At 62.6% G+C, this 23639-nt stretch carries 29 protein-coding genes and 2 pseudogenes; 27 read left to right on the forward strand and 4 right to left on the reverse strand.

The annotated features are described in order from the left end of the window. The first annotated feature begins 4 nt into the window (after positions 1-4). The 8 genes and pseudogenes from AAHM41_RS26760 (at position 5) to AAHM41_RS26795 (ending at position 9066) form a co-directional block, all read left to right on the forward strand. The gene (locus tag AAHM41_RS26760) at positions 5-1015 is read left to right on the forward strand and encodes an ABC transporter permease subunit (RefSeq protein ID WP_342239683.1); all 1011 of its coding nucleotides are present in this window, start codon (positions 5-7) and stop codon (positions 1013-1015) included. A 4-nt stretch (positions 1016-1019) separates the two neighbouring features. Further along, positions 1020-1931, forward strand: a complete 912-nt coding sequence (locus AAHM41_RS26765; protein WP_342239656.1) for an ABC transporter permease subunit — start codon at positions 1020-1022, stop codon at positions 1929-1931. Positions 1932-2094: 163 nt separating this feature from the next. Then, positions 2095-3066 (forward strand): ABC transporter ATP-binding protein, encoded by a 972-nt coding sequence (locus AAHM41_RS26770; protein ID WP_342239657.1) that lies wholly within the window; start codon positions 2095-2097, stop codon positions 3064-3066. Then, entirely contained in the window at positions 3063-4031 is a 969-nt protein-coding gene (locus AAHM41_RS26775) for a peptide ABC transporter ATP-binding protein (protein ID WP_342239658.1), read from the forward strand. Before AAHM41_RS26770 ends, AAHM41_RS26775 begins: the two co-directional genes overlap by 4 nt. 120 nt (positions 4032-4151) lie before the next feature. Continuing rightward, positions 4152-5699: an SH3 domain-containing protein gene (locus tag AAHM41_RS26780; protein WP_342239659.1), complete on the forward strand. Its 1548-nt coding sequence runs from the start codon at positions 4152-4154 to the stop codon at positions 5697-5699. 48 nt (positions 5700-5747) lie between these two features. Beyond that, positions 5748-6190: pseudogene (locus AAHM41_RS26785) on the forward strand (oligopeptide/dipeptide ABC transporter ATP-binding protein); the annotation flags it as partial. 255 nt (positions 6191-6445) lie between these two features. Continuing rightward, on the forward strand, positions 6446-7996 hold the full coding sequence (locus tag AAHM41_RS26790) for an AAA family ATPase (RefSeq protein WP_342239660.1): 1551 nt from the start codon (positions 6446-6448) through the stop codon (positions 7994-7996). A 14-nt stretch (positions 7997-8010) separates the two neighbouring features. Beyond that, entirely contained in the window at positions 8011-9066 is a 1056-nt protein-coding gene (locus tag AAHM41_RS26795) for a hypothetical protein (protein WP_342239661.1), read from the forward strand. A 525-nt stretch (positions 9067-9591) separates the two neighbouring features. Here the strand turns inward: AAHM41_RS26795 and AAHM41_RS26800 are convergent. After that, on the reverse strand, positions 9592-9939 hold the full coding sequence (locus AAHM41_RS26800; RefSeq protein WP_342239662.1) for a hypothetical protein: 348 nt from the start codon (positions 9937-9939) through the stop codon (positions 9592-9594). A 253-nt stretch (positions 9940-10192) separates the two neighbouring features. On the opposite strand from AAHM41_RS26800, the gene AAHM41_RS26805 reads away from it, so the two are divergent. Then, entirely contained in the window at positions 10193-10975 is a 783-nt protein-coding gene (locus AAHM41_RS26805; RefSeq protein WP_342239663.1) for an ion transporter, read from the forward strand. A 38-nt stretch (positions 10976-11013) separates the two neighbouring features. Here the strand turns inward: AAHM41_RS26805 and AAHM41_RS26810 are convergent, their stop codons facing one another. Then, complete coding sequence (locus AAHM41_RS26810; protein WP_342239664.1) at positions 11014-11445, reverse strand: hypothetical protein; 432 nt, start codon at positions 11443-11445, stop codon at positions 11014-11016. A gap of 233 nt (positions 11446-11678) precedes the next feature. On the opposite strand from AAHM41_RS26810, the gene AAHM41_RS26815 reads away from it, so the two are divergent. Continuing rightward, a complete protein-coding gene (locus tag AAHM41_RS26815) occupies positions 11679-12266 on the forward strand; it encodes a hypothetical protein (protein ID WP_342239665.1) in 588 nt (195 codons plus the stop codon). 196 nt (positions 12267-12462) lie between these two features. Here the strand turns inward: AAHM41_RS26815 and AAHM41_RS26820 are convergent, their stop codons facing one another. Together AAHM41_RS26820 and AAHM41_RS26825 are read right to left on the reverse strand one after the other, a co-directional pair. After that, the gene (locus AAHM41_RS26820) at positions 12463-13158 is read right to left on the reverse strand and encodes a S24 family peptidase (protein ID WP_342239666.1); all 696 of its coding nucleotides are present in this window, start codon (positions 13156-13158) and stop codon (positions 12463-12465) included. A 14-nt stretch (positions 13159-13172) separates the two neighbouring features. Next, the gene (locus AAHM41_RS26825; RefSeq protein ID WP_342239667.1) at positions 13173-13358 is read right to left on the reverse strand and encodes a hypothetical protein; all 186 of its coding nucleotides are present in this window, start codon (positions 13356-13358) and stop codon (positions 13173-13175) included. Here AAHM41_RS26825 and AAHM41_RS40725 point away from each other — a divergent pair. From AAHM41_RS40725 to AAHM41_RS26905, 17 genes and pseudogenes are all read left to right on the forward strand, one after another. Then, positions 13315-13617 (forward strand): helix-turn-helix domain-containing protein, encoded by a 303-nt coding sequence (locus AAHM41_RS40725; protein ID WP_446719490.1) that lies wholly within the window; start codon positions 13315-13317, stop codon positions 13615-13617. The two genes, AAHM41_RS26825 and AAHM41_RS40725, sit on opposite strands and share 44 nt — an antisense overlap. 78 nt (positions 13618-13695) lie before the next feature. Then, complete coding sequence (locus AAHM41_RS26830; protein ID WP_342239668.1) at positions 13696-14166, forward strand: DNA transposition protein; 471 nt, start codon at positions 13696-13698, stop codon at positions 14164-14166. Beyond that, positions 14163-16244, forward strand: coding sequence for a DNA-binding protein (locus AAHM41_RS26835; protein WP_342239669.1), 2082 nt, complete (start codon positions 14163-14165; stop codon positions 16242-16244). The genes AAHM41_RS26830 and AAHM41_RS26835 overlap by 4 nt, the downstream gene beginning before the upstream one ends. Continuing rightward, entirely contained in the window at positions 16244-17011 is a 768-nt protein-coding gene (locus AAHM41_RS26840; RefSeq protein WP_342239670.1) for an AAA family ATPase, read from the forward strand. The genes AAHM41_RS26835 and AAHM41_RS26840 overlap by 1 nt, the downstream gene beginning before the upstream one ends. After that, a complete protein-coding gene (locus AAHM41_RS26845; RefSeq protein ID WP_342239671.1) occupies positions 17011-17577 on the forward strand; it encodes a hypothetical protein in 567 nt (188 codons plus the stop codon). Before AAHM41_RS26840 ends, AAHM41_RS26845 begins: the two co-directional genes overlap by 1 nt. Further along, positions 17561-17902 carry a hypothetical protein gene (locus AAHM41_RS26850; RefSeq protein WP_342239672.1) on the forward strand — a complete coding sequence of 114 codons (342 nt, stop codon included), beginning with the start codon at positions 17561-17563 and terminating at the stop codon, positions 17900-17902. Before AAHM41_RS26845 ends, AAHM41_RS26850 begins: the two co-directional genes overlap by 17 nt. Then, positions 17895-18128: a hypothetical protein gene (locus AAHM41_RS26855; RefSeq protein ID WP_342239673.1), complete on the forward strand. Its 234-nt coding sequence runs from the start codon at positions 17895-17897 to the stop codon at positions 18126-18128. The genes AAHM41_RS26850 and AAHM41_RS26855 overlap by 8 nt, the downstream gene beginning before the upstream one ends. Continuing rightward, on the forward strand, positions 18125-18436 hold the full coding sequence (locus AAHM41_RS26860; RefSeq protein ID WP_342239674.1) for a hypothetical protein: 312 nt from the start codon (positions 18125-18127) through the stop codon (positions 18434-18436). Before AAHM41_RS26855 ends, AAHM41_RS26860 begins: the two co-directional genes overlap by 4 nt. Continuing rightward, the gene (locus tag AAHM41_RS26865) at positions 18433-18633 is read left to right on the forward strand and encodes a hypothetical protein (protein WP_342239675.1); all 201 of its coding nucleotides are present in this window, start codon (positions 18433-18435) and stop codon (positions 18631-18633) included. Before AAHM41_RS26860 ends, AAHM41_RS26865 begins: the two co-directional genes overlap by 4 nt. 8 nt (positions 18634-18641) lie before the next feature. Then, positions 18642-18950 (forward strand): hypothetical protein, encoded by a 309-nt coding sequence (locus AAHM41_RS26870; RefSeq protein ID WP_342239676.1) that lies wholly within the window; start codon positions 18642-18644, stop codon positions 18948-18950. A gap of 28 nt (positions 18951-18978) precedes the next feature. After that, positions 18979-19206 (forward strand): annotated as a pseudogene (locus AAHM41_RS26875) (LexA family protein); the annotation flags it as partial. A 59-nt stretch (positions 19207-19265) separates the two neighbouring features. Beyond that, a complete protein-coding gene (locus tag AAHM41_RS26880; RefSeq protein ID WP_342239677.1) occupies positions 19266-19529 on the forward strand; it encodes a hypothetical protein in 264 nt (87 codons plus the stop codon). Between the two features lie 14 nt (positions 19530-19543). Next, a complete protein-coding gene (locus AAHM41_RS26885; RefSeq protein WP_342239678.1) occupies positions 19544-19966 on the forward strand; it encodes a hypothetical protein in 423 nt (140 codons plus the stop codon). After that, on the forward strand, positions 19947-20444 hold the full coding sequence (locus tag AAHM41_RS26890) for a DnaA N-terminal domain-containing protein (protein WP_342239679.1): 498 nt from the start codon (positions 19947-19949) through the stop codon (positions 20442-20444). Before AAHM41_RS26885 ends, AAHM41_RS26890 begins: the two co-directional genes overlap by 20 nt. Further along, complete coding sequence (locus tag AAHM41_RS26895; protein WP_342239680.1) at positions 20441-20845, forward strand: regulatory protein GemA; 405 nt, start codon at positions 20441-20443, stop codon at positions 20843-20845. The genes AAHM41_RS26890 and AAHM41_RS26895 overlap by 4 nt, the downstream gene beginning before the upstream one ends. After that, positions 20842-21267 (forward strand): hypothetical protein, encoded by a 426-nt coding sequence (locus AAHM41_RS26900; protein WP_342239681.1) that lies wholly within the window; start codon positions 20842-20844, stop codon positions 21265-21267. Before AAHM41_RS26895 ends, AAHM41_RS26900 begins: the two co-directional genes overlap by 4 nt. Positions 21268-21419: 152 nt before the next feature. After that, complete coding sequence (locus AAHM41_RS26905; protein WP_342239682.1) at positions 21420-23618, forward strand: hypothetical protein; 2199 nt, start codon at positions 21420-21422, stop codon at positions 23616-23618. Positions 23619-23639: the final 21 nt, after the last annotated feature.

The raw sequence follows: 23639 nt of genomic DNA on the forward strand, positions 1-23639 counted from the left end.
GATCATGTTCCGTTTCATCCTGACCCGCGTCGCCATGGCGATGATCACCTTCCTGGGGATCACCGCCCTCAGCTTCTTCCTGATCCGGGCGGTGCCCGGCGATCCCGTCCAGGTGCGGGCCGGCGAGCGCGGCGTCACGCCCGAGCGCCACGCCCAGCTGATGCACGAGATGGGCCTGGACCGGCCGGTGTCGGTGCAGTTCGTCTCCTATATCGGCGAGGTGCTGCAGGGCGACCTCGGCAAGTCCACACGGACGCAGCGGCCGGTCCTGAGCGAGTTCTTCAATCTGTTCCCGGCGACGCTGGAGCTCGGGATCTGCGCCATGATCTTCGCCGTGGTGCTCGGCCTGCCGGCCGGCATCCTGGCCGCGACCAACCGATCCAGTCCGATCGACCACGGCATCATGGGCGCCAGCCTGACCGGCTATTCCATGCCGATCTTCTGGTGGGGCCTGCTGCTGATCCTGATCTTCTCGGTCGGATTGCAATGGACCCCGGTCTCGGGCCGGATCTCGGCGATGGTCTTCGTCGAGCCTCACACCGGCTTCATGCTGATCGACAGCCTGATGTCGGACGAGAAGGGCGCCTTCATCTCCGCCCTGCGCGCTTTGATCCTGCCGACCATCGTGCTCGGCACCATCCCCCTCGCCGTGATCGCGCGCATGACCCGGTCGGCCATGCTCGAAGTGCTGAGCGAGGACTACATCCGCACCGCCCGGGCCAAGGGCCTGGGCGTCAAGCGGGTGATCGGCCTGCACGCCTTGCGCAACGCCCTGATCCCGGTGGTCACCGTGATCGGCCTGCAGGTCGGCACCCTGCTGGGCGGCGCGATCCTGACCGAGAGGGTGTTCGCCTGGCCCGGCGTCGGCAGTTGGCTGGTCGAGGCGATCAACCGCCGCGACTACCCTGCTCTTCAAGGCGGCGTGCTGCTGGTCGCCACGCTGGTGATCGTCGTCAACCTGCTGGTCGACCTGGCCTACGGCCTGCTCGACCCCCGCATCCGGCATGTGAAGTAAGCCGATGACCGCACCCAGCCTGCAAGAGACCCGGGCCCCGGCCCTGCCCGACAAGCCGCCCGGCCCGTTCCTGGAATTCTGGCGCTCGTTCAGCGCCAACAAGGGCGCCCTGGCCGGGCTGATCGTGATCGTGCTGATCGCGCTGGTCGCGATCTTCGCCGACGTCGTCGCGCCGCATTCGCCGATCGACCAGGACCGCGCCGCCTTCCTGGTGCCGCCCTTCTGGCAGGACGGCGGCAGCCTGGCCTATCCGCTGGGCACCGACGACATCGGCCGCGACATCCTCTCGCGCCTGATCCACGGCGCGCGGCTGTCGATGATGATCGGCCTGCTCGTGGTGACGCTGTCGCTAGCCATGGGGCTGGTGCTGGGCCTGGCCGCCGGCTTCTTCGGCGGGTTGGTCGACACCGCGATCATGCGCCTCTTGGACATCATGCTGGCGCTGCCCAGCCTGCTGCTGGCCATCGTCGTCGTCGCCATCCTCGGCCCGGGCCTGGTCAACGCCATGATCGCGGTCTCGATCGTCACCCTGCCGCATTACTCGCGGCTGATGCGCGCCGCGGTGCTGAGCCAGATCCGCAGGCCCTATGTCACCGCCTCGCGCGTCGCCGGTGCCGGCACCATGCGGCTGATGTTCGCCACCATCCTGCCGAACTGCATGGCGCCCCTGATCGTGCAGGCGACGCTCGGTTTCTCCTCGGCCATCCTGGACGCCGCGGCGCTCGGCTTCCTCGGCCTCGGCGCCCAGCCGCCGACGCCGGAATGGGGCACCATGCTGGCCTCGTCGCTGCAGTTCCTGCAGCGCGCCTGGTGGGTGGTGACCTTCCCCGGCCTCGCCATCCTGATCACGGTGCTGGCCTTCAACCTGCTGGGCGACGGCCTGCGCGACGCCCTGGACCCGAGACTGAAGCGCTGATGCCTGGGCTGCGAGGCGATCGAATGAAAGACGACGCATCCCCTTATCTGTCATGCCCGGGCTTGACCCGGGCATCCAGAGAGCGTCGACACCTTCTGGATTGCCGGGTCAAGCCCGGCAATGACAGGAAAATTGTGATCCGGTCCGTTCATTGTGGTCTGACATGCCCCTGCTCGACATCCGCAACCTGACGGTCGAGTTCCCGGCCGGCAAGGGATCGTTCCGCGCCGTCTCCGGCCTCGACCTCACCATCGACCCCGGCGAGATCCTGGGCATCGTCGGCGAATCCGGCTCCGGCAAGTCGGTGACCATGCTGGCGCTGATGGGGCTGGTGGCCTTCCCCGGCAAGGTCACGGCCGATCATCTGAGCTTCGACGGCCACGACCTCCTGAAGATGTCGCCGCGCCAGCGCCGCCGGATCATCGGCAAGGACATGGCGATGATCTTCCAGGAGCCGATGACCAGCCTGAACCCCTGCTTCACCGTCGGCTTCCAGATCATGGAGACGCTGCAGGTGCATGAGGGCGGCAGCCGCCGCGCCCGGCGCGACCGCACCATCCAGCTCCTGGGCCAGGTCGGCATCCCGGCGCCGGAGACCCGGATCGACGCCTTCCCGCACCAGCTGTCGGGCGGCATGAACCAGCGGGTGATGATCGCCATGGCGATCGCCTGCAAGCCGAAGCTCTTGATCGCCGACGAGCCGACCACGGCGCTGGACGTGACCATCCAGGCCCAGATCCTGCAGCTGCTGGCCGATTTGCAGCGCGACCAGGGCATGGCCCTGGTGCTGATCACCCACGACATGGGCGTGGTGGCCGAGACGGCGCAGCGGGTCAACGTGATGTATGCCGGCGAGCTGGTGGAGGAGCGCATGGTCGGCGGCCTGTTCGGCCGGCCGCGCCACCCCTATACCGGCGCCCTCTTGGAGGCGCTGCCGGAGCGCAGCGCCGGCCACCGCCGGCTGCCGACCATCCCCGGCGTGGTGCCCGGCCCCTATGACCGGCCGGCCGGCTGCCTGTTCAACCCGCGCTGCCGCAACGTGCTGGACCGCTGCCGGGCCCAGCACCCGGAGCTGTCGCCCGACCTGGACGGGCGCACGCGCTGCTTCAATCCCCTGCAGGAGATCCGCGCGTGACCGCGGTCGTCGAGGCGCGGCAGCTGAGCCGCTTCTACGAGGTCAAGACCTCGCCCTTCAAGGCCGCCAAGACGCTGCGCGCCCTGTCCGCGATGTCGTTCACGCTGGAGGCCGGCAAGACCCTGGCCGTGGTCGGCGAGAGCGGCTGCGGCAAGTCCACCCTGGCCCGGGTGGTGACCATGATCGAGCCGCCGAGCGAGGGCGAGCTGACCATCGACGGCATCCCGGTGGCGACCGCCGACCGGGAGCAGCGCCGGCGCCTGCGCGGCGCGGTGCAGATCGTCTTCCAGGACCCCTACGGGTCGCTGAACCCGCGCAAGAAGGTGGGCGCGATCCTGGAGGAGCCGCTGAAGATCAACACCGATCTGAAGGCGCCGGAGCGGCGGCAGGCCGCCGAGGCGATGCTGTCGAAGGTCGGCCTCAGGCCCGAGCATTACGACCGCTATCCGCACATGTTCTCGGGCGGGCAGCGCCAGCGCATCGCCATCGCCCGGGCGCTGATGCTGCGGCCGAAGGTGGTGGTGGCGGACGAGCCGGTCTCGGCGCTGGACGTCTCGATCCAGGCCCAGGTGCTGAACCTGCTGATGGATTTGCAGGAGGAGTTCGGCCTGGCCTATCTGTTCATCAGCCATGGCCTGTCGGTGGTGGAGCACATCGCCGACGATTTGGTGGTGATGTATCTGGGCCGGCCGGTGGAGCACGGCACCAAGGAGGCGATCTTCCGCCATCCGCGCCACCCCTACACCAAGGCGCTGCTGGCCTCGACCCCCTTCGTGGATCCGACCAAACGGGCCGAGCGCGTGGTGCTGAAGGGCGAGCTGCCCTCGCCCCTGAACCCGCCGCCGGGCTGTGCGTTTCACCGCCGCTGCCCGTATGCGACGGATGTGTGCAGCGTGGACCGGCCGGAGCTGCGGCTGGTGGATGAGCGGATGGTGGCGTGCCACCATGCGGAGATGGTGGGGTAGGAGGCGAAAGCCAAGGACGGCGCCGACCCCGATTTGCGCAGGGCTGCCGTAGAGCCGATGCGGCGCGCAAGTCTCCGCCATGTTACATGGAGAGATGAGCAACACGCTTGTGATTGGCCGATGACCGATCCGATCGATAACGACGATAAGCCGAAGCGCCAAAAGAGCGTCCGGTTGTCCGATTTGAAGCGGGATGCCGCTAAGCGTGACACGGCGAAGGGGAGGCTTGAGAAAGCTCCCGACGCATTGGCCGCTAAGCGAGCCTTGGATGCGGCAGCGTTTCCATTCGTTGGACGCGCCTTGGAGATTCAAAACTCTTCGGCAGTGCGCGGAATCATGGATACGTTGCAGTCGTCCCCTTTTAACGTGGCGCTGCAGAAGATCCAGATGCCGGAAGTTCAGCGGACGCTGAATTCCTTCCAATCCCCAGAATACCTGCGGCTCATGGATGCGCACCGCCAACAAGCGGAAAACATCTCGAACAAACTTGCGGCGGCGCCGATAGAGCAACTCTATGAATCCGTGCGTCGAATAACGGAGGCGGCCAATCGGCAAATTGGTGGACTCTCGACGGGCATCTTGGCCAACGTCGTGCCACCAAACCCTTTCGCCGCCATGCAGGAACATGTCCGATCCCATATTGCGGAGATGCAGACCGCAGCGGAACGCGCAGTAGAAGCGGCGCGGCTTCCTACTGAAGCTACATCAATGATGACCGCCATCGCGGGGATCAGGCACTCCCTCATCGAGTCGAGCCAGCTGGCAGCGTACAAGAAGTTCGCTGAAACGGGCTACCTGGATGGGCTCGGGAAAGTCGAGCAGTTTTCCTCCATTGTCGAGACGATGCGGCGGCAACAGGAGGGGTTGACCGGGCCGACATCCGCGATCGGACGTATCCTGAAACAGATGGAGGAGCAACGCGATCGTTGGGCCTCGCTGACTAACGTCGGCATAGCCGGGGCGCTAATCGCGTCCCTCGCCAGCGCGGGGATCAATTCGCCCTCGAAGAGTTCCCTCGCAGACGCCGCCTGGGTTGTAGCGGAGGCTCGTCGTACGGTCGCCAATGACGAGTTGTGGAGGGAGGCGAAGGAACGCTCTGTGCTGGTCGAGGGTGTGGCAGCCTTATCGACTGACGAGACCGAGCCGGGCACAGCCATCCGCGGGATCCTGGATGCGCTTGAACGGCATGCCGAACGACTCGAGGCGATGTTCGCCCAATCGAGTACTCCGTCCCGCCGCCTATTCCATTATGACTATGTAGTGCTCATCGTGTCGATGGTCTCGATGCTCGCGACACTCTTCGCCATCTATCAGACGGAGGTGAACACGACGGCAGAAGAGGCGAAGCACGACTACGGCCCAGATATCGTTGAGCGGCTCGACCGCCTGATATCTGCCCCCTTACATGAGGCGGCCGAGAAATCCGCCACTCAAATCGCAGGGATGCCTTTTGTCGTCTGTACAGCGAAGACGCGCGCCTTCGTTCGGCAAGCCCCGACGACGGAGTCCAAAGCTGTAGGAGCCATGCGGCCGGGAGATAAGGCGGCTATCGTCTCGGAAACTGAAAATTGGATCGAAGTTGAGTACGTCGACGCGCTGTCGGGGGAGGCCGTGAGAGGATGGGTCTATAGGCGGCTGTTGGCAAAGCTGACTATACCCCCAACGTAAGTTGGGCATTTTCCGGCAATGCGGTGACAGCGCACTATAGCAAGGTGTGTGGCGGACGAGCCAGTCTCGGCGCTGGACGTCTCAATCAGGCCCAGGTGCTGAACCTGCTGACGGATCTGCAGGACGAGTTCGGCCTGGCCTATCTGTTCATCAGCCACGGCCTGTCGGTGGTGGAGCACATCGCCGACGACCTGGTGGTGATGTATCTGGGCCGGCCGGTGGAGCACGGCACCAAGGAGGCGATCTTCCGCCATCCGCGCCACCCCTACACCAAGGCGCTGCTGGCCTCGCCCCCCTTCGTCGACCCGGCCAAGCGGGCCGAGCGCGCGGTGCTGAAGGGCGAGCTGCCCTCGCCGCTGAACCCGCCGCCGGGCTGTGCGTTCCACCGGCGGTGCCCGTATGCCACGGACATCTGCAGCGTGGACCTGCCGGAGCTGCGGCTGGTGGATGAGCGGATGGTGGCGTGCCACCATGCGGAGATGGTGGGGTAAGGGAAAGATCGGCATCCCGACGATCAGGCCCCGTTTCGGCCGCTTCAGCAGGAGATGGCGCCCATTCGGGATGATCTGCTAAAGCTCTGGTCATGACCGCACCCGTTCCCGCTCCGGGTTGAAACTTAGGGATGGCTCAAACCGCAGGCACCTGCCGCCTAAGGCCCCTCCTTCCATGGAGCATTTGACCTATCTGGCCCACCTGCCTAAGCTACGAATATATCCCGCACACGTTTTTATCCTGCGAGTTCAGAAATGTTCAAATTCGGCGTTGCCAACCTTAGACGCTTGAAAGAGACGCCTGCCATTGAGGTAAAGCCGATAACACTTCTTGTCGGCAGAAATAGCAGCGGAAAGAGCACATTCCTTAGATCGCTTCCACTAATAAAGCAGTCTGTTAAAACACGAACAAACGCTCCGATCCTCTGGTATGGAGACTATGTAGATTTCGGATCGTTCAATCAAAGTGTCTACTGTAACGATACGTCCAATGATATTTCATTTACTTTTGTGTTGGATGACCTACCAATTGAACAGTCACATCACTATACCTTCAGTAGAATGTTTGGATTATCTCCAGATAAAATAATAAATGAAATTGAATTGCGCTATACCATAGCCGCCCATGAATCCAAAACTAGACTAAAGTCAATCGAATGCAGAATCAATCCCGCAAAACGAATATTTAATTTATATTTGTCACCTTCTGGTCAGGCGACGCACTTCACAATGAATGGAAACGATATCCTTGATTATTTTTCTGGGCACCGCATTTTTGTTCCAGTTGGCGACATATTTCCGTATGTCGGCTTTGCTCCGGAGTCGATCGAAGATAGGCAGCGCCCCGATCGGGAACTCAGGAACATCAGAATACTGCAGGGGGCCGGATCGATCATACGAAAATCGATAAAGCGGGAACTTGATCCGGAACAGATTATGCGTGTTCTTTCGATCATCTCAGGCGACGAGGTTAAAGAATCATTCAGATTCTGGAGCAAGAATATCACCTCTGAGACAAAGGGTCTTGCCGAGAGGATACGAGCCGAGGCGAACCCATTCGACCTCTATAGGCTGAAAGATTTGTCGTACATAAATGATATTATACCGACTCTCAATTCTGCCAGCGAGCGTCTGACTTCTGTTATAGATAGACTTCTGTATATCGGACCAGCGAGAGCTAGAAGCGAACGGTATTATAGATTGCAAGATTTAGCTGTATCTGAGATAGACGCAGATGGCAAAAATCTCCCGATGTTTTTAAACTCCCTCGATAAAAGTCAGCTATCAGATTTGTCGGAGTGGATTTTCTCTCTGTACGGTTTCAAAATCAATGTCTCTAGCAGTGAAGGTCACATCAGTATTAATATGATAGATAATAACAATACAATCAACATCATCGATACCGGCTACGGAGTGTCTCAAATATTGCCTGTCTTGGCGCAATTATGGTGGGCGAGGACCAGGTCACAGAATATGTATACACCGACAATCCTTGCGATCGAACAGCCGGAGCTACACCTCCATCCGGCTCATCAATCACTGCTTGCCGACGCACTTACGGAATCGCTGGATGCGTCCAATCGACCCTACCGTCGTCCAGTCTATCACATGATAGAGACTCACAGCGAGACGCTAATCAATCGATTTGGCGAGCTTATTTATCAGAAGAGGTTGTCTCCGGACAATTTGCAGATTTTAATCTTCAGTGATCCAGAGGACGGATCGCGATCAACCGACGTTCGCGTTTCCTATTTCGACGAGTTTGGCGCTCTTCAGAACTGGCCATTCGGTTTTTTTCAACACTAACTTGAGCGAGACCGATGCTCTTTCTACTTGATCTTCCACCCGAGGAGTATGCTCGGTGTGACAAGGATACATTGGCACGAACAGTAACAGAACTCCTTCGCGCGAATGATCGCGGCCATCACATCGTTGTGATTGATCGTAGGGGAGTGGAATGGCTCACATCACACCTATCCTTGAACGATTGGGAGTCTGCAAGCCTTAGACGAATCGAACTCGCATACTCCCAACGAGGCGGCCTAGCTACCGAAGCAAGAATATACGTGAAATTGACTATCGATGATAATGGAATAGAGAGATCAAAGGAACAAACAGCATTTCGCCGGAGTTTTAAAACAATTCTGCTTGGCAACTATTTAAATCCTTCACAGCTTTTCGTGGAGGACGGTATACATGATGGCGATATGTATAAATTCATAATGGAGAATTTGGCAGACCGATTCAACGTCCCGTATGTAAAACTTGAGGTTTTGCACGGTGGCGGTGATCGGACAAGCAGCATGGCCATTGAACGAGCGAAAGACTCTTACGTGGTGGCGTGCATAGTTGACAGTGACCGTAGGGCTCCAACCCAGCCTGAGCCATCCAAAGTGCGGAGCGCGCGCGCCTCGCCAAAGGTCGCAGGGTCATTGTTCATAATCGAAGCGACTCCATGCCGAGAACTGGAGAACATGCTGCCTCTTGAGCTGCTTCAGAACCTCCAAAGCTTCATCAAAAATCCGACCGGAGGATATTTGAGAAGAATAGATGAATATGAACTCACGCACAATCTCGAAGAAAAGTTTTACTTTTACTTCGATCTGAAGGAGGGAATCACTCCGCCCAATGCGGAGACGAAAGGCAAATCTCATTCGGATGGATGGCTCGCTACGAGGCTGGAGAGTGCCTTGGGCGGCAGCGTGGCTTCTCTTGTCGGCTTTGGACCGAATATTATTTCCCAAATCATCAATAGTAACAAGCTGTGCTCGGATCTACGGCCTCTCATAAGAAGCCCATCATGGATCGCCGTGTTCGGATCTTTCATCCGAAGCTTAATATGGATATTTTCGGCGACACGTCCAGTTGTCACCTAAGATTTCTTAATACGAAATCCATCAACAGAGATGAACCGCAAGGGAAGACAACGGCGGCAGGCCAGCATTGGATAGCCTAGAGTTAGCTGGCCCCTGCGTCCAGCCCCCCGCAGCCCTGTTATTGCTACGCTTTTGCCCAGCCACCGCGTAACGTCGATGAAATTGCGGTGACACTGCACTTTTAGCGACTTCCGGCCTCGTTTGGAGGGAGCGATCTGGAAACCGGCGCCTGGATGGCAACGCCCCTTCGGGGTTCGCCATGACGGGTAAATGGTTCGGGCCGGCGGTACGACGGAAGCAGCTGGCGCATGCGTTGCTGCAAGCCTGCGCGTTCCGCGCGCGGAACGCGCGCAGACCCCTCCCCCTTACCCTCTCCCGCAAGGGGAGGGGGTAAGGGGGAGGATAGAAGAGATAGGTCCGCCCCGACGGCGGTGTTCTGAAAACTCGCAAGCGGGAGAGGCTCGGCAAAGATGCTCGACATCCGATCCGGCCCCGACGTGACCCGACCCCGATTCAGTCCGCTCTCTAGATCCTGGCGTTGACCCAGCTCCAGACGGCTCCGCTCAACCAGCCTTGATGCTCTCCCCGGCGCATCCTGGAGACGAGCAGGCAGTCATTGGCATCCAGCTTCTTTCTCAGAAAATCGGCAACCACATCGGCCCCGTCTGTCGACGATACAAAATAGACCGAATCCAGATCCCCGTCCCTTATGTGCTCAAAACTTTCCAGATGCTTGATAAAATCGGCTCTTGCCTTGTTGTAACCGCCGCTATCTTCATTTTTTTGCTTGTCCTTACCGTCTTTGATTTCATTTGTTTCTTTGGTTTCTTTGTTCTCTTTGTTCAAGTTCCACGTGACCATGAATACAGACATCGGACACCCTCCATATTCGAGATTGCACATCAATTCCGGAACCTGACAATGGCTTGATGATAGCTGTGCCGTCTTGAGCGACCAAGCGGGAAACGGGATTTTGGCGATCCCGGGCCCATGCTCCATCGACATACTAGGCGGGGGCCGACTGGGAACTGCGTTAAATTGCTGTGACGGCGGCTACCGGGGCGGCGCATCCGTATCGGGCCAGCGGCCGCGAAGCCGCCCAGGCACAGGGGACCCGGAGGCGATCATGGACTGGAGGAAGCAGGTGGCAGCCGCCCTCGACGGCCGGCATCCCGGGCTGGGGCATCGGGTCGAGCTGGGGCTGCATGCGCTGATCCTCACTTCCGCCCTGTCGATGGGGGTCGAGACCCTGCCCGACCTGCCGGGCTGGGCCGGGACGGCGCTGTCCGTCTCGGAGGTCGTCGTCGTCGCGGTGTTCACGATCGAGTACGCCCTGCGCCTCGCCACCGCCCCCGCCCCGGGCGCCTATGCGCGCAGCTTCTTCGGCATCGTCGACCTGCTGGCGATCGCCCCCTTCTATCTCGGCCTGGTCTTCATCGGCTTCGGCCTCGACCTGCGCGCCGTCCGGGCGCTGCGGCTGCTGCGCCTGGTCCGGCTCTTGAAGCTGGCCCGCTACACCGGCGCCGTCGACCGCCTCGCCTCCGCCTGGCGCGCCGTGAAGGAGGAGGTCGCCGTGTTCGGCGCGGCGGCGGTCATCGTCCTCTATGTCTGCGCGCTGGTCATCTGGCAGTTCGAGCACGAGGCCCAGCCGGAGGCCTTCGCATCGGTGCTCGACGCGATGTGGTGGGCCGCGGTGACGCTGACCACGGTCGGCTATGGCGACGTCTATCCGGTGACGCCGGTCGGCCGGGTCTTCACCGTGCTCATGCTGTTCGTGGCGCTGGGCATCATCGCGATACCGACCGGGCTGGTCGCATCGGCGCTGAGCGCGATCCGGGCCAAGGAAGCAGCAGCCGCAGCCGCCGAGGACCGGGAGGCGGAGCCCCCCCCGGCGACATCCCGCGACTGAGCGGGGCCGGCGCCTCGAGGCAGCCCCACGGCGTCCGGTCACGCCGCCGGCTCGGCGACCTCGGGCGCCTCGGCCGTGTCGGCATGGAGCTCGTCGCGGATCACCCGCAGCGTCACCGCGTGCAGATAGCGCCGCAGCTCGGCGTTCAGCTCCAGGAACTCCGGCCACAGGATCTGGTCGAAGAAGCCTCGCGGCGCCCGCACCATCACCGTCGTCCGCCGCTGCCGCCGGTAGCGGAACGGCCTGAGGCCGTAGCGCCGGCACAGCGCCACGAACAGGTGCCGCGACCATTGGTCGGGCAGCGAGACCTTTGTCTCCGCCGCCGGATCCCGGGTCTGCTGCTGCCGCAGCCGCGCCCGGATCCGCTCCAGCGCCGCCTCCGCCGCCAGCCGCTCTCCCTCGGTGCCGGCACCGGCATGCAGCGCCTCGATCTTCCGAAGTTTCTCCCGCAGATCCGCATCCGTCGCCATCGCCGCCATCCCCACCGTCGCCCGGCGCCCAAGCTACCCGATGACGGCCATCCGCGACACCGGGTTGCCGGCCCGCGCCGGGGGCTCGTCCTGATGGCCTCGGGGCCGGCGCTTCGCTTATGTTCTGTTTTTGTTCTTGACGTGACGCCGCGTCACGTCGCACAATTCAGGCAGAGTCGAAGAGTTGCGCCCGCCCGGCCCCGCCGCGGCGGGCTTTTTCATGCGAGGCCGGGATGAACGCCGATGTGATGGAATGGCTGCCGCTACGCTGGGACAATTTCGCCTGGTGCTTCGCGCATCACGGCAATGCCGCCCGCGCGGCGCGGGAGGCTGGGTTCTCGCCGCGCAGCGCGGCCCAGGTCGGCTGCGAGATGCTGCGGCGGCCGCACGTCGTGGCCCGCTGCTTCTGGTATGTGGCTCTGTTGCGTGCCGAGGGGCAGCCCCCGCCGCCGGAGGTGGTGCGCCGGCTGGGCGACATCGGCAGGGCCCGCCGTCTGCGCAGCCGCGCCGCGCGGCACGACGCCGACCACCTGCCGGCGATGGACGCGGCCTTCGAGCGGTTCTGCCACGACCAGGGGCTGAGCGAGACGGGCCTGGTGCCGGCGCCGCAGGACCCGCCGCAGCCGCCGCCGGAGCCGGCGCCCTGGGCGGCCGGGCCGCCGCTGCCCGCCCTGCCCCCGCCCGGCCTGGCGCCCGCCTTCCACGGGCTGCTGAAGCCGTCGCGCTACAAGGCCGCCCATGGCGGCCGCGGCTCCGGCAAGTCGCATGTCTTCGCCGAGCTGCTGGTGCGGCGCTGCATCGAGGCGGCGCCGCTGCTATAGGGGGGTGATCGGTTTTAGACGGTCCGTAGAACCAAAAATCGTCCCTAACCCATTGAAATATAAATTGTCCCAACGCCGAGGGCGCCGGGTTGGGTTTTGGACGGAATGCGCAGATGTGAGCGAAATGGGCACTCGATTCTGGACGGAATGCGCGCCATCTGAGCGCGCTCGCCACCAAAGTTCGCGTAAAGCCCTGCTACTCGACCCATCGGTTGTAGACCGAGAACACCCGGCCAATGATCTCGAAATCATCGACGTCCCGGTAGTCGAGCATCTCGTCTGGAAACTCCGGATTATCGGAGCGGATGATCAAGTCGACCTTGATGCCTTTGGTGAGACGCTTGAGCCTCAGCTCGCCATTCATTCGGAAGGCATAGACTAGGTCCGAGCGGACAGTCGTTTTCGATCTGTCGCATAAGACATCCTCGCCCGACCGTATCGTCGGCTCCATTGATCGCCCATCCGCCATGAATGCGACGACGGCGGCCGGCTCAACGCCCGCCGCATCCAAAGCGCGTCGCGGAACCGGCAGAAAATCGATGATGCTCGCTTCGTCCAGCAGGCGACCCGATCCGGCGGCCAGGGCAACGTCGTAGCGCGGCACCAGCACTTCTTCCCCCTCCGAGCCTGAGAAGTCGTGCGACCTTTCCGCCAGCTTCCGCTTGCCCACGCCGGTGGCGAGCCAATCGAGGCTGACCCCCTTCGCGAATGCCAGCCTGGCGAGCACCTCAAACGGTGGCTTCGTCTTCCCGTGAACGTACGCGTTGAGCTGCTCGGCCGTCACATCCGCGACGCCCGCAGCCTCCTTGCGGGTTTGGAACTCTTCCAGGACCGACAAAAGTCGTGTTCCGAGTTGGGAGCGGAATTCCGGAACCGGAGGATTATCGACCATCGCGAGTTCCGACCTCAGGCTAACCGGTTAATATAGCGATAAATTTCGGCAGGAAGTCGCAGCGAAGCCGAAAAATCATCTCGGAACTCGATTTTTGTCTTGTTCTGGTCGAGTTTTCTCGACACCATGCCTGTCATGTCAGCGGTTAAGGCAGTCATGGACATCCCAAAAGAAGCCGCCGAGAGGCGGGTTTGGATCATAGGTCGGCTCCGCCTACGGGGAACGAGCTTGGCTGCCATAGCACGTGACCTGGGCGTCGCCCGTCAGTCCGTGCAGGGCGCCTTGCTGGTTCCCAGCGAGCGCATCGAGAAAGCTATTGCCGACGCCCTGGCACTGCCCGTCCACGATCTGTTTCCGGACAGGTACTCAGGCGAAGGCCGGCGGATCTGCCAATCCCGACCGTGGAACTATAGCGGCGTTTCGCGAGCCGGCGAACGTCTAAAGCAGAGGTCGGCATGAACACGCCGGCTGACCAGTTGAGCATGTCACTGGCCGTTCTTTGCGCTCCGCACCCTTCCGTTAAATGGGGAGTGTGAGATGGCGCGGCGGGACGATCAGACCCTCGACATCTTCAATGACTGGCAACCTGAGCAGGCCGTAACGCGCTTTCCTGATGCAACGGTCCAGTCCGTGTCCCTGCGTGGCCGAATTGCCCGCGCTGTTTCGGCAGCCCTGCACGATTGCGAGGCCGAGGGCGGTCGCGCGGAGATCGCCGGGCGGATGTCGGCTTGGCTGGAAGGGGAGACGGTCTCCAAACACGTTCTCGATGCCTATGCGTCCGAGGGGCGGGAAGAACACACCATCAGCGCCGTGCGCCTCGCCGCGCTGATTCATGCCACAGGGGATATCCGCCCCCTGCAGCTGATTGCCGAGATGTTCGGCTACGCGGTGATCGAGGATCGTTTCCTTCCCTGGATCGAACTCGGCCAGATAGCCGACCGCAAGGTTGAGCTGGACCGTCGCTACGAGAGTGCGCGCCGCGCCGCGCGCCGGCGGCCTGCACGATGACAGCCGCCTTCTACACGGCGCGTGATCTGGCCGACCTCGGGCTCGCTGGGCTTCCCGCGACCGAGCGCGGCATCCGCAAGATGGCAGAGCGCCTGGGCTGGAAAGGCCGCAACCGCTCGGGCCGCGGCGGCGGAATCGAGTACCCGGTCACTACTCTACCTGCAGCGGCTCGCAAGGCGCTCGCGCAGAGGTCATTGAAGCTGGCCGCGCCCGCGCCGGTGGCGCCGAATCAGGCGCCCCGAGGTGCTGATCAGCTGAAATCATGGCAGCGGACCACTATGGACGCGCGCGCCGCGTTGCTGGCCGAAGTCGAACGCCTTCGGCTCGCCGCCGGATTGAGTCGAGGCAAGGCAGTCGAGACCCTGGTCGATCTGGCGCGCGACGGTGGCCTGCGTCCGGACCTCGCCGCCGCCGTGCCGCTTGCCAACGCCCGCGCCGGCAAGAGCGGTAGCCGGACCCTATGCCGCGCCACGATCTACAACTGGTTCAAAGAGCGGGACACCGCCGGCGCCGTTGCCCTGGCACCTCGCGAGGCCGCGCCAACACGGCCAGCGGTGCCCGATTGGGCTCCCCCGTTTTGGCGGCTCTGGGCACAGCCCCAGAAGTGGTCGATCGCCCATTGCCTGGAGCGGCTCGCCGAGGCGCTGCCGGCCAATGTCGCGGCGCCGAGCTACGACCAGGTCAAGCGCTTCCTCCGCCAGATGTCGGTGATCGACCGCAACCGCGGCCGGCTCGGGCCGCGCCAGCTCAAGACGATGAGGGCCTATGTGACCCGTGACTATGCCGACCTCTGGCCGACCGCGATCTATGTCGCGGACGGCCACACCTTCGACGCCGAGGTCGCGCACCCGATCCACGGCCAGCCGTTCCGACCGGAGGTGACCGTGGTCATCGATGTCGCCACCCGCGTGATCGTGGGCTGGTCGATCGGCATCGTCGAGAATACCTGGGGCGTTGCCGATGCCCTGCGGCACGCCTGCGAGACCTGGGGCGTTCCAGCGCTCTGGTACGTCGACCGCGGCAAGGGCTTCAACAACGCCTATTTCGACGGCCCGCATACCGGCTTCCTGGCACGGCTCGGCGTCCACAAGGAAAACTCGCTCCCCTACAGCTCGCAGGCCCGCGGCGTGGTCGAGCGCGTCCACCAATCCTGTCTCGTCCGGGCGGCGAGGGAGCTGCCGACCTATATCGGCGCGAAGATGGACGAGGAGGCGAAGCACCGCGTCCACAAGCTGACCCGTGCCGACATCAGGATGATCGGCCGGTCCCGGCTGTTGATGTCCTTCGACGACTTCCGTGAGTACGTCGGTGGCCAGGTCGCCGCCTACAACGGCCGGCGCCACAGCGAGTTGGGCATGTCGCCGCTGGATCGGTGGGAGAAGCTCCTCCGCGACCAGCCGGACACGATGATCGATCGGCTGGCGCCCGAGGAGGCGGCGGATCTGTTCCGCCCGACCGTCGAGCGCGTCGCCCGGCGCGGCCAGGTTGAGCTGTGGACCAACATCTACTTCCTGCGCGATCTGGAGCATCACCATGGCGAGACCGTCCAGGTCGGGTTCGATCTGCACGACGCGAGCCAGGTATGGGTGCGCGACCAGGCCGGGCGCCTGATCGGCGTCGCCAAGCTGGACGGCAACAAAATCCCGTTCATGCCGGTGCTGACCCGCGCCGAGCGGGAGCAGCAGATCCGCACCAAGGGCCGGCGCGACCGCCTCAACCGGGATCTGGCCGTTGTCGACGCCGAGCTGAATGGCGGCCCCGCGCTGATCGAGCATGCCCACCGGACGACGGTGGACGAGTTTTTCCTGGACGCCGCCCGGCGGCAGCTGGACGCGATGGAGGCCGTTAGCGCGGCGCCGACGCCGGCTCCCGCTAACGCCGCCGAGGCGGCCGCGCGCCCGATCTTCGGCACCGATCACGAATTCGCCGCCTGGCTGGCCGCCAATCCCGGCCGGGCGACGCCCGCCGACCTGGCGTGGCTCAAGCCCCGCCTGGCCGACCCCCACTTCCTGCTGCTCCTCGACGCCTGCTCGATCGATGTCGAGGCGCTGAATTCCCTGTGCAGAGAGGCCGCCTGATGAAGCCCGTGTTTATCCCGAAAGTCTCCAACGTCATGGCTTGGCTGGGCGCCTTCAATGCGCTCAAGAATCGCGGTGCGTCGGAAAGCTGCCTGATGCTGGTCGATGGCGAGCCCGGCCTGGGCAAGACCGGGACGGCAGTGTGGTGGGGCGTCCAAAATCAGGCGATCCACGTCCGCGCCAAGCAGGGCTGGACCCATAGCTGGTGCCTGCGGGATATCTACGCCGCCGCCACCGGCCGACCGTCCCAGACGCGCGACACGGCGAAGCTGTTCGAGGCGGTGGTGGCGGCGCTGACGGCGCGCCAGGCGCAGGCGGCCCGCCTGGGGCACGCCACCACGGTGATCTTGATCGACGAGGCCGACCACGCCGTCGCCGCAGGCCGGGATGTCGTCGAGGGTATCCGTGACATCACCGACCATCTGGAGATCCCGACCGTGCTGGTGGGGATGGACCGGATCAGAAAGCGGCTGGACCGCTATCCGCAGGTCGCGTCGCGAATCAGCCAGAAGGTCGAGTTCAAGCCACTAAGCCTGGACGACGTGCGGGCGGTCATTGCCGGCATCTGCGAGGTCGAGGTCAAGGATGACCTGGTCGCCTACACGCATCGGGCCTCGGGCGGCTACATCCGCGAGCTGAAAGAGGCCGTGGCGGCTATCGAGCGCTTCGGCCTGCGCCAAGCCGGCGCCGCGGTTGGCGTCGAGGCGATGCGCGGCCAGGTGCTGCTGCACAGCCGCGAGACCGGCGCGCCGGTGGTGGTGGCCTGATGCGCGCGCTGCTGGATGCGCTGGCCGAACCCGGCGCCTGCGTCACCATCGACCGGCTGCCGGGGCTGCTCGGCAAGAGCTACCGCGATGCCTGCACCGACTTGCGGCGCGCCTATGCGGCCGGCCTGATCGAGCGCGCATCGGAGGGATGCTACCGGCTGACCGAGCGCGGCCGGTCTGAAGACGTCGAGCCCCTGATGGTGACCACGGCGCCTACCGGCGTGGGCGGGGCTTGGGATGCCACGGCCCGGAACCGCATCTGGGCGGCGATGCGGCAGCTCGGCCGGTTCTGCCGCGCTGATCTCGTCGAGGCGGTCGCCCAGCCGGAGACCGATCGGAAGGCGCTGGAGAGCTCGATCCGCCGATACGTCGCCCGGCTGGCCGGCGCTGGGTACCTCTTGCCGCTGACCGGCCGGGTCAGGGTGGCTGCCCATCCCAATACGGGCCAGAAGCGCTATCGCCTGGTCCGCGACACCGGCCCCGCCAGCCCGCTGGTGCGGCGGGATGGGTCGATCTTCGACCGCAACCTGGGCAGCGTGGTGACCGCCAATGTCCAGGCCGGTTGACCCCGCCGTGCTGGCGCTGCTGCGCGTCGAGGCATCTCGGCGCGGCAGCATTCGGGCCGTGGCCGACGCCATCGGCCGCAGCCGCACCGCGGTTTCCCTGGCCCTCTCCGGCAAATACCCCGCCGCCGACACCAGCCGGTTCGAAGCAGCGGTGCTGGCCGCCCTGGACCAGGTGGAGTGTCCGTTCCTGAGCGACCGCGTGCAGCGGGACCGCTGCCGCTTGGCGCTCGATCCCTGTCCCACCCACGCCCCGCACGCCGCCGCCCATTGGCGCGCCTGCCAAACCTGCCCCAACAAGCCCCAGGAGGAGAGATCCCGTGGTTAAGTTGCTGTCGCCTTTGTCCCGCGAGCTGCATTCGATGCGGCGCAAGCTGGACACCCGCCTCAGCTCCCGCCAGCCGTTGAGCGAGGCCGAGGTGAAGCGGATGATCGAGCTGCTCGGCATCATGGAGGTCGAGGCCGTCGCACTCGAAAGCCGGCCGACGGTCGCGGTGTCGGAGAAGACGCTCGACCTGGCCCGTCGCCTCGAAGCCGCGGGGATCGTCCCGTGACGGCCCGCCTCATCGGCCGCGAGGTCAGCTTCGAGCTGGCGGGCCACGGCACCGTGCGCGGGACCGTCCAGACCTATCGGCAGCTGCGCGACAACCGCTACGCCGTGACGGCGACGAATGGCAACGAGACTCTGTCCGGCATCGTCGATGTCACTCCCGAAGGAGAGGTCGCAACCGTGATCGACGACGGCACGGCCGACCGGATCGCCCAGGCGATCCTGGATGGACGCTCGGTGAGAATGCCGATCGGGCGGCAGATGCATGCGCTCGCTGCCGCCTGGCTGAGCCGGCGGGGAGCGCGGCCATGACCACGGGCCTCCTGATCCTCGCCGTCTGGCTGGCCGGGTTGTCCGGTCTCGTCGGCGGCCTCGCTTGGCACGCCTACTGGCTGCACGGCGTCCGCGTGGTCACCCGGCAGTTCCTCGCCGAGACCCTGATCCTGATCGCTCTCCTGTCCATCGTGCTCTACGGCCCGCATTTTGTGGGCCTGGGCACTCCCAATTGAGGCGCCCCATGACGATGATCCTGCCCGAAGGCGTGCGCGCCAGCGTCCGCCTGTTCCTGGTCGGCACGGCCGGCGAGGAAGTGACGATCGAGATCCCGAACCTGCAGTTCCTGCCTCCGATCCCGGCCCCGGCCGACCCGGCCGCCTTTCTGGAGGTCTGCCGGAGCCGGCTGCGTAACCCGGTGAAGGCCGTGGGTGCGTGGCGCTTCATGTCCGACAGGGAGGTCGACGCCTTCCTGGCGCGGGAGAAGGACGATGACGACGGCTTCAACCCTCATGGCTCCGGCCCGGTGCCGATGGAGCGGCGTCATGGATAACCCTGCCCTCGACCCGGCACCAGCCGGGATGGGCCTGACGCCGAATCAAGCCGATTGCATGCGCGTCATCCAGGAGCTGATGGACCAATCGGGGGTCTGCCCGTCATACCAGGAGCTGGCCGACGAGTTGGACCTTCGCTCCAAGGGAGCAATCCATCGGCTCATCACCAAGCTGATCGAGCGCGGCTACCTGCGCCGGCAGCCGCACCACTGCCGCGCGCTGGAGATCCTCCGGCGCGTCCCGCTGAACCTCACCGAACCGACCTTCGTCCTCTCCGCCGACCTGGCGGAGCGGCGCGGCCAGTAGGAGCGACCATGCCACGCCGTCCTGCCCCAATTACTTCGGCCGAGATCGACCGCGCTTTGATGCGGGCCGACCAAGGCAAGGGAACTCAGCTGGCCTGCCTGCTCAAGCGCTGCAGCCGGGATGACCTGATCGCCGCCTTCTCGCGATGCGGCGCGGACCTCGGTAGGGCGCTGTCCTATGTGAGCGGCCGGCAGTCGATGCGCGACGAGGTCGTCACCTGGCGGCGGATTGCACGCCGACGGGCGGACTGCGCCGATGCGCAGGACCAGTAGCGGTCCCCCCGGCGATGAACAACACCGAGCTTGCCCTGTTTCTGTTCCGGCTCAACCGGATCTTCCAGGAAGCGCACGGCCCGTCCCGCAGCTCGAAGGCGGCGGCGAAGGAGACGATCTTCCGCATCGTCGCCGGTCTGCGCCGGGAGCAGACGCAGGCGCGCCCGGTGCCTGAATTGCGGTTCACGGCGGACGATGCCCGGTGGCTGATCCTCGGTGTCGTGGAGTGCCTTGAGCGCGCCGGCATCGCCCGGCCGGACATCGCCGCCATCTTCAATAGCGCCATTCGCGGCCTGCCGGCGCCGGCCTGGCCGCAGTTCCCCACCCCCGAAATCCCGAACGGCTTCGTGCTGGTCCGCGATGACGTGCTGACGTCTCTTGCGGCAGGCACGCCCGTCTCGGTGACGGAGTCGACCGATGCCCCGCCAGCCTCCTGACGATCCTGTTTTCGATGCCTTTTGGGCCGCCTACCCCTCGCGGCGGCCGAACCCGCGAGAGCGGGCGCGGAAGCTGTTCAACGCCCTCATCAAGGCCGGCACCGTAACCGCCGAGGAGCTGACCGCGGCTGCCACCGCCTATGCCGCCGAGCGACGGGCGGCCAAGGCCGACCCGAAATACAACTGGATGGCCTCGACCTTTCTCAGTGAGGAGCGCTGGTGCGACTACGTCCCGGCGGAGGAAGTGGCCGAACCGACCCCGGCGCGAGCCCCGGATACGGGTGTCCATCCGTTCGGCGGCCTCGTCGATCGGGTCGGCATCAAGAAGTGGTCGACCTGGTTCCGGCCGCTGCGGCTGGAGGGGCAAGGCGAAGTGAAGATCGTCGTCGCCCCGACCAAGTTCCACGCCGATCGCATCCGAGCCGAGTTCGAGCAGTTGCTTCGCGAAGCGTGGGGCGAGATCGAGGTGCGGCCGTGAGCCGTGCCTCCGCCATTGCCAAGGTCCACGTCGCCAAGAAGCAGCTCGGGCTGGATGACGAAGCCTACCGGGCCATGCTGCGCCGAGTGACTGGTCGCGACAGCGCCGCCGACCTCAACGCGGTCCAGCTCGGGAACGTCATCCGAGAATTCGTCCGGCTCGGCTGGACGGGCGGCGCCGACCTCCGCACCGGCCGAACCTCGACCGGCCGCCTGATCCGCGCGCTCTGGCACGATGCCTCTCGCGAGAAGTCGGAGGCGTCGCTGCGTTCGATGATCCGTCGCGTCCTCGGGCTTGCCGAAGACGTGATCCCCGAACCCGACATGCTCTCCGTCGCTGATGCCTCGAAAGTCGTCGAGGCACTCAAAGGCATGAAGCGACGCAAGGCTGGAGCGCGATGACCGATCCCGTTAGCCTGGAGTACTTCCCCGGCCTGCTCTACGATCTAGCCGTCGCCGGATATGTCCGTGAGGCGCGCGCGCTGGCGAAGGTCTGGGGTGGCGGCAAGCGCTACATCCCTGGTGCCGCGCACGTCCGGCCGACATCGCCTTTGGTCGGCATTATCGGTCTCGACGCCACGCGGCTGCTCGCCGAGCTGCACGGGCCAGGGCACAAGCTGATCCCACGCGCTGCCGGTGACGGCGCCCTGGTGCGCGAGATCCTGAATCATCCTGGCGGCACGCGGGCTTGCGCACTGGACTTGGGGTGCACCGAGGAATGGGTGCGCCGGGTACGCAAGCGCCAACTGGGTGGCGGTGGGTCGCAAGGCGATCTATTTGGCGCCAACGACGCCCCTCTGATGTCCGACAGGTCCTCTCGTTAGGTACTCCGCACATAAATTTTCACGGGCCGGTCCAGATAATGGGTTGATCCGCAAATGTGACGTTAAAGCGGCTCCGAACCAGGACATGCAGGGCCCTAGGCAGTTTGAGATCGGTTGATGGCCGGGCACCTCATTCCTTAGTGGATGCAGCCATGCTATGGTCCCCTCATATTTTGAAGGGGGAAATTTTGGAAAAGTTGCAGATCGATCTAGAGCATTGCTACGGCATCAAAAAGCTGAACGCGGAACTCGACTTCAGTAAGACTAGCTCAATTGCCATATATGCACCCAACGGCGCCATGAAATCGTCGCTAGCCAAGACTTTCCAAGATGTGGCATCCGGGATAGCCAGCGGTGACAAAATCTTCGTAAAGCGTCAAAATAAAAGGGTGATCGCCGATGAGAAGGGAGCGGCACTGCCTCCGGAGAGTATCCTTGTCGTTCTTCCCTATGATGAGATGCTCGGACAAAATGCCAAGACGGCGACACTACTGGTCAACAGCACTCTTCGTAAGGAATACGAGGAACTCAATGTCAGTTCCGAGGATGCCAAGCAGCGCCTCATCAAGGCTCTAAGGGAGCACGCTGGATCGAAGAAGGATCTGGAGAAAGAAATATCCTCAACATTTACGCCAGGAGTGGACCAATTTTACAAAGCGCTACTTCGAATTGAGGAAGAACTACTCTCTCAGAAGACGGCTCCTTTTTCAGCCGTTAAATACGATATAATTTTTGACGAGAAAGTTATTGCCTTTCTCGACGGAAAAGACGTCAAAACCACCATCGAAAGCTACATAAAGAAACTCAATGAGCTATTGGACAAATCGACATACTTTAGAAAGGGTACCTTTACGTACTACAATGCCGGCGAGATCGCCAAGAGCTTGGCTGACAATGGCTTCTTCAAGGCAAAACATTCTATCAGTCTCAACTCGGGAGTTAGGCTGGAGATCAATAGCGAGGAGCAACTCAAGGAGCTTGTGAACAAGGAGAAGGCGGATATCAGCAGCGACGCCGACCTCCGCAAGAAGTTCGCAGCGGTCGAGAAACTTATCACGAAAAACGTTAACGTCCGGCAATTCGACGCCTATCTTTCGGAAAATGAAGATCTTCTACCCCATCTGGGCAACCTAGCGGCGTTCAAAGAGGATGTATGGAAATCGTATTTGTACACCTTTTTGGATCTCTACAAGGAGGTTATTGAGAAATACAGAGCGGCCGAGAAACGTCGAAGTGAGATTGAAGCGGAAGCAGCGAAGGAGCGCACTCAATGGCAGGAGGTGATCGAAATCTTCAATGATCGCTTCTTTGTCCCATTTAGGCTTCTCGCTAAGAATCTTACGGAAGTAATGTTGGGCCAAGAGCCTATCCTCAGCGTAGGATTTATGTTCGAAGATGGCGATGAATCTGCTTCTGTTGAGCACAGAGACTTGATGGCAACATTGAGTACGGGGGAAAAGAAAGCCCTTTACATACTGAATATCATTTTTGAGATTCGCGTCCGTCAACAATCCGGACAAGATACTTTGATGATCGTTGATGACATCGCGGATTCTTTTGACTATAAAAATAAGTACGCTATCATTCAGTATCTAAAGGACGTCGCTGAAGATTTTGGTTTTCGAGAAATCATCCTTACTCATAATTTTGATTTCTTTCGAACGATCAAGAGCCGGTTCGTGGGATACGGCAACTGTCTAATGGTATCACGCAGTGCGACCGGTGTTGTACTTACCAAGGCGACCGGGATTGACAACGTGTTCGTAAAAGACTGGAAAGGTCATTTCTTCGATGATGCCAATAAGCGCATCGCCTCCATTCCCTTCATGCGCAACCTGGTGGAGTTTACTAGAGGCGAGCAAGATGCTGATTACATTAAGCTGACATCGCTTCTGCATTGGAAATCGGATACGCCTCATATTTTGCAAAGCGACGTTGATGCAATTTATAGTCGCATATTTGGGGGTGCTCAGCAGGCGGCCAACGGCAATGCGCCCGTGATCGACAGCATATACGGTAGCGCCAACGGCTGCCTGACGGCGCCGGAAGGCGCGAACTTCGAGATAAAAATTGTCCTCTCGATCGCCATAAGGTTGAAAGCAGAGCAGTTTATGGCGCAAAGGATCAATGACACGCCGTTCTTGGAAAGCATCAGTCACGCCCAGACACCGAAACTCGTTACGCGCTTTAGGAAAGATTTTGCCGGAGATCCCGCGATTAAGGTCATCGACAAGGTAACTCTAATGACGCCGGAAAATATTCATCTCAATGCTTTCATGTATGAGCCGATCTTGGATATGTCGGACGAACATCTCCGCCGGCTTTACCTCGACGTCTGCGGCTTAAAGTGACCGGCCTGCTGCGCCACTGAG

The sequence above is a fragment of the Inquilinus sp. OTU3971 genome (genome assembly GCF_038440215.1).